Origin of the sequence: Serratia montpellierensis, assembly GCF_020858655.1 — a bacterium.
Lineage (GTDB): Bacteria > Pseudomonadota > Gammaproteobacteria > Enterobacterales > Enterobacteriaceae > Serratia > Serratia montpellierensis.
Genome location: NZ_VOSN01000015.1, coordinates 328,404 through 334,495 on the forward strand (window position 1 = coordinate 328,404; position 6,092 = coordinate 334,495).

General features: G+C 57.9%; 4 protein-coding genes and 1 pseudogene. All 5 read left to right on the forward strand.

Annotated features, from left to right (window positions below; translation table 11 throughout):
• Positions 1-1,196: Orn/Lys/Arg family decarboxylase (locus FUU19_RS18200; RefSeq protein WP_488266386.1), on the forward strand; the 1,196-nt coding region annotated here is incomplete at its 5' end.
• Between the two features lie 107 nt (positions 1,197-1,303).
• Positions 1,304-1,693 carry a VOC family protein gene (locus FUU19_RS18205; protein WP_230507289.1) on the forward strand — a complete coding sequence of 130 codons (390 nt, stop codon included), beginning with the start codon at positions 1,304-1,306 and terminating at the stop codon, positions 1,691-1,693.
• A gap of 89 nt (positions 1,694-1,782) precedes the next feature.
• Positions 1,783-3,339 (forward strand): lysine decarboxylation/transport transcriptional activator CadC, encoded by a 1,557-nt coding sequence (cadC, locus tag FUU19_RS18210; protein WP_230491013.1) that lies wholly within the window; start codon positions 1,783-1,785, stop codon positions 3,337-3,339.
• Positions 3,340-3,708: 369 nt separating this feature from the next.
• A complete protein-coding gene (gene cadB, locus FUU19_RS18215) occupies positions 3,709-5,052 on the forward strand; it encodes a cadaverine/lysine antiporter (RefSeq protein WP_033639529.1) in 1,344 nt (447 codons plus the stop codon).
• A 95-nt stretch (positions 5,053-5,147) separates the two neighbouring features.
• A pseudogene (cadA, locus tag FUU19_RS18220) lies at positions 5,148-6,092 on the forward strand (lysine decarboxylase CadA); the annotation flags it as partial.

A 6,092-nucleotide genomic window follows, 5' to 3' on the forward strand; every position in this document is an offset into this window, starting at 1 on the left:
TTATCAAGAACACCCTGGACGTGAAGTCGATCCACTTCGATTCCGCCTGGGTGCCTTACACCAACTTCCACCCGATCTATAAAGGCAAGTGCGGTATGAGCGGCGGCCGCGTGGAGGGCAAGGTGATCTACGAAACCCAGTCCACCCACAAACTGCTGGCGGCCTTCTCGCAGGCTTCGATGATTCATATCAAGGGCGACTACGACGAGAGCACCTTCAACGAAGCGTACATGATGCATACCACCACCTCGCCGCACTACGGCATCGTGGCATCGATGGAGACCGCTGCGGCCATGCTGCGCGGCAACCCGGGTCGCCGTTTGATCAACCGTTCGGTGGAGCGCGCGCTGCATTTTCGCCGTGAAGTGCAGCGGCTGCGCGAGGAGAGCGACAGTTGGTTCTTCGATATCTGGCAGCCGGAAGAGATCGATGAGGCGCAGTGCTGGCCATTGGATCCCGACGATAACTGGCACGGTTTCGGCCAGACCGATCGCGATCACATGTACCTTGATCCGATCAAAGTGACGATCCTGACGCCGGGCATGAACGAGCTGGGCGCGCTGGAGGAGGAAGGGATCCCGGCGGCGCTGGTGGCGAAGTACCTCGACGAACGCGGCATCGTAGTGGAGAAGACCGGGCCCTATAACCTGCTGTTCCTGTTCAGCATCGGCATCGACAAAACCAAGGCGATGAGCCTGTTACGCGGCCTGACTGACTTCAAGCGCGCTTACGATCTCAACCTGCGGGTGAAGAACATGCTGCCGGATCTGTACGCCGAGGATCCGGATTTTTATCGCCATATGCGTATCCAGGATCTGGCCGCCGGCATTCATCGGCTGATCCGCCAACACGATCTGCCGCGCCTGATGCAGCGGGCGTTCGACGTGCTGCCTGAAATGAAGCTGACGCCGCACCAGATGTTCCAGGAACAGGTGCGCGGCAATGTGGAAACCTGCGAGCTGGATCAGCTGGTGGGCAAGGTGGCGGCCAATATGATCCTGCCTTATCCGCCGGGCGTGCCGCTGGTGATGCCGGGGGAAATGATCACCGAAGAGAGCCGGGCGGTGCTCGATTTCCTGCTGATGCTGTGCTCGATCGGCGAGCGCTATCCCGGGTTTGAAACCGACATCCACGGCGCCAAGCTGACGGAGGACGGGCACTATCTGGTGAAGGTGTTGAAAGCCCCGCAGCCATAGTGCAAGAACGCGCCCGGCGGTCTGGAGAGAGATGCCGGGCGTTCTCATTGACGTCATCGCCGCCGCCGGATACCGTGCCCCATCAGAATGAACAGGAGAAGGTTTCTATGCTGGGATTACGTCAGGTACACCATATCGCGATCATTGGCGCGGACTACGCCGTCAGCAAGCGTTTTTACTGCGACATCCTCGGTTTTACCCTGTTGGGCGAAGTCTACCGCGAGGAGCGCGACTCCTGGAAAGCGGATCTGGCGCTCAACGGGCAATACACTATCGAGCTGTTTTCTTTCCCTTCGCCGCCGGCCCGCGTCAGCCGCCCGGAGGCCTGCGGTCTGCGCCATTTGGCGTTCAGCGTCGACGACATCGACCAGGCCATCGCCCATCTGCAGGCGGCCGGCGGCGCTTGCGAACCGGTGCGCGTCGATCCTTACACCCAATCCCGCTTTACCTTTTTCAGCGATCCCGATGGTTTACCGTTAGAATTATACGAGAGTTAACGGCTTAATCGCCTCCCGGCGGCCACAGCCGGGGGCGGTTATGCTATGATCGCGCCCTTGCCCTACATGCCTACAGAGTTATTTCCGCCATGCAAGAGCCTGCTTTTCGCGTCGGGGAGTGGCTGGTTACCCCTGCCGACAACACCATCAGCCGCGACGGCCGCCAAAAAACGCTGGAACCGCGCCTGATCGACATGCTGTGCTATTTCGCCCGGCACCCCGACGTGGTGCTGAGCCGCGACGAGCTGATCGACAACGTCTGGAAGCGCAATATCGTCACCAACCACGTGGTGACCCAATGCATTTCAGAGCTGCGCAAATACCTGAAAGACGGCGACAGCGACAGCCCGGAATACATTATCACCGTGCCCAAGCGCGGGTATAAGCTGGTGACGTCGGTGATCTGGTGTGAAGAAGGGGAGACGCAACCCGCTCCCGCACAGGCGCCGCAGATTGCGGTGATCATGCATGAACCGGAAGACGGCAGCGAGGAAGACGACGAGACGCCGTATGTGCCGCCGCGCCGGGCAAGCGCACCGCCTGCCGCGCCCGGCGAAAAGAAGCCGCGTTTTTATCGCCGCTCGACCTTCTGGGTGTGGCTGGCGTTTCTGAGCGCACTGAGCGTCTGCGTGGCGTTTGTCGGCATCGCCACGCTGTCGCAGCGCGTGCCGGTATCCACCATGCCGGTGCTGCTTAACCCGCGCGATATCGATATTCGCATCCAGGGCGGCGAGAGCTGCAGCAACTGGATGCCGCAGCTCTCTTATGTGGTGGGCGTCAGCGAGCTGATCACCGATTCGTTGAACACCTATTCGACCTTCCTGGTGCACGACCAGACCAACTACAACTATTCCGGCCCCAGCAACTCGGGCAAGTCGCTGTATATCGAGTTCGTCAATCAGCGCCACTACCGCGCCCAGCAGTGTTTCCTGTCCGTGCGGCTGGTGGATAACGCCGACAGCTCAGTCATGCTCGACAAGCGTTACTTCATTACCGCCGATAACCAGCTGAAGATCCAGGCCGACTTCCTCTCCAGCCTGTCCGCTGCACTGAAGCAGCCTTGGCCACCGCAGCTGGAGCAGCGTCTGGCGCAGCTGCTGCCCGACAACGGGCCGTTGCTGCAGCGTTTCTACCAGGCGCATCAGTTGTTGATCCACGGCGATGCCGATTCGTTGACCCGCGCCAGCGCCCAGCTGAGCGAGTTGATTAAAAGCGCGCCGAACTTCCACTACCTGCTGGCGGAAAAGGCGCTGGTGGATGTACTGCGCAATTCTTACCAACCGTTCGACAGCCAGGCCTTGGCGCAATTGCGCGCCGATATCAGCCATCTGGCGACGATCCCCGAATTGAAAAACACGCCAATCATGCAGCAAGTTCTGGCGGTGGATGCATTGACGCAGGGGCGCATTGACGAGGCGCACCGGGCTATCGACCTGGGGATTGAATTGCAAATGTCGTGGCTGAATTATGTGCTGCTGGGCAAGGTGTATGAAATGCAGGGGCAAAACCATTTGGCGGCGGATTCTTATATTACCGCATTCAATCTTCGCCCCGGCGAAGACACATTGCATTGGATCACCAATGGTGTATTCCAGACGTCATTGACCAACGTGGTGCCTTATTTAAATAACTATCAGCGCCAATAATTAACCGATATCACGCCGCCATTATTCTCAGGGAATTTTGGTGGCGTTATTTATTGGTGAAGCCATGTTGCATGAATGTATTATTTTTCTGCGCGATATTATTTCTTTTTTGCCGTTTGTTATGCGTCATTAACCTTTTCATGCTGTTGTTTTTAAATGATGTTTATCTTTTCTTTAGCTTACCTTTTTATCTTGATGTGTTAATGAAAAACCTCAGGTTATCATTTGTATGATCATGAGCGTAATCTCACTTTATCTTTAGGACTTTATTCCCCCCGATGGTTAGCATCCTGACTATCAAGCCGGCTCATTAAAATCTTTTATTTATGGGTGTGGCTTATAAGAAACGTAAATCAGGAGAAACTGACCATGGCTTCACCCAAGAAAATAGGGCTTATTGCCTGCACCGGCGTCGTCGCCGGTAATATGATGGGGAGCGGGATTGCCTTATTGCCCGCCAACCTGGCGAGTCTCGGATCCATCGCTATTTGGGGATGGGTGATCTCGATTATCGGGGCGATGTCGCTGGCCTATGTGTATGCCCGTCTCGCCACCAAAAACCCGCAGCAGGGTGGCCCCATCGCCTACGCCGGTGAAATTTCCCCGGCCTTCGGTTTCCAGACCGGCGTGCTTTATTACCATGCCAACTGGATCGGTAACCTGGCCATCGGCATTACCGCCGTTTCTTATCTCTCCACCTTCTTCCCGGCGCTGAACAACCCGGTACCTGCCGGCATCGCCTGTATCGCCATCGTGTGGGTCTTCACCTTCGTGAACATGCTGGGCGGAACCTGGGTCAGCCGTTTGACCACCCTGGGTCTGGTGCTGGTGCTGATCCCGGTGATCGTGACCGCCACCCTCGGCTGGCACTGGTTTGACGCCGCCACTTACCAGGCTAACTGGAATACCTCCGGCACCACCGACAGCCATGCGGTGATCAAAAGTATCCTGCTGTGCCTGTGGGCGTTCATCGGCGTGGAATCCGCGGCGGTCAGCACCGGCATGGTGAAAAACCCGAAACGCACCGTGCCGCTGGCGACCATGCTCGGCACCGGCCTGGCGGGCATCATCTACATCGCCGCTACCCAGGTGATCAGCGGCATGTTCCCGGCGTCTGAAATGGCCGCCAGCGGCGCGCCGTTCGCCATCAGCGCCTCGGCGATTATGGGCAACTGGGCCGCACCGATGGTTTCCGCCTTCACCGCCTTCGCCTGCCTGACCTCGCTCGGTTCGTGGATGATGCTGGTCGGCCAGGCCGGGGTACGCGCCGCCAACGACGGCAACTTCCCGAAAGTGTACGGCGAGCTGGATAAAAACGGCATTCCGAAGAAAGGCCTGCTGCTGGCCGGCTGCAAAATGACCGCGCTGATGGTGCTGATCACCCTGATGAGCTCCGCCGGCGGCAAAGCGTCCGACCTGTTCGGCGAACTGACCGGCATCGCGGTGCTGCTGACCATGCTGCCTTACTTCTACTCCTGCGTAGACCTGATCCGCTTCGAAGGGGTCAACGTGCGCAACCTGCTGAGCCTGATCGCTTCGGTGTGCGGCTGCGGCTTCTGCTTCATCGCGCTGATGGGCGCCAACTCATTCGAACTGTCCGGCACCTTTATCATCAGCTTGATTATCCTGATGTTCTACGCCCGGAAAATGAATACCCGCCAGGCTGCCAACGCAGCGGCGGTCGATGAAAACACCACGGCCAAAGCGCACTGATTCGCGTCCGCTGACCGACTGAATTTACCCAGCCCCTTTCTTTCCGACCTGTCAGCCGCGACGGGAAGGGGCTTGCTTTGCCAGGAGAAATGCATATGAACGTTATCGCCATCATGAATCACATGGGTGTCTACTTCAAAGAAGAGCCTATCCGTGAACTGCATCAGGCGCTGGAAAGTCTGGATTTCCGCATCGTTTACCCTAACGATCGCGAAGACCTGCTGAAACTGATCGAGAACAACGCCCGCCTGTGCGGGGTGATCTTCGACTGGGACAAATACAATCTGGAGCTGTGCGAAGAGATCAGCCAGCTGAACGAATACATGCCGCTGTACGCGTTCGCCAACACCTATTCGACGCTGGACGTCAGCCTGAACGATCTGCGCATGCAGGTGCGCTTCTTCGAATATGCGCTCGGCGCGGCAACCGACATCGCCGCCAAGATCAAACAGAACACCGACGAGTATATCGACACCATCCTGCCGCCGTTGACCAAGGCGCTGTTCAAATACGTGCGTGAAGGCAAATACACCTTCTGTACGCCGGGCCACATGGGCGGCACCGCGTTCCAGAAAAGCCCGGTGGGCAGTCTGTTCTACGATTTCTTCGGCCCGAACACCATGAAGTCGGATATCTCGATTTCGGTGTCCGAACTGGGATCGCTGCTGGATCACTCCGGCCCGCATAAAGAAGCGGAAGAGTACATTTCCCGCGTGTTCAACGCCGAACGCAGCTACATGATCACCAACGGCACTTCCACCGCCAACAAGATCGTCGGCATGTACTCGGCGCCGGCGGGCAGCACGGTGCTGATTGACCGTAACTGCCACAAGTCGCTGACTCACCTGATGATGATGAGCGACATCACGCCGATCTACTTCCGTCCGACCCGCAACGCCTACGGCATCCTCGGCGGCATTCCGCAGAGCGAGTTCCAGCGCGCCACCATCGCCAAGCGCGTGAAGGACACCCCGAACGCCACCTGGCCGGTACATGCGGTGATCACCAACTCCACCTATGACGGCCTGCTGTACAACACC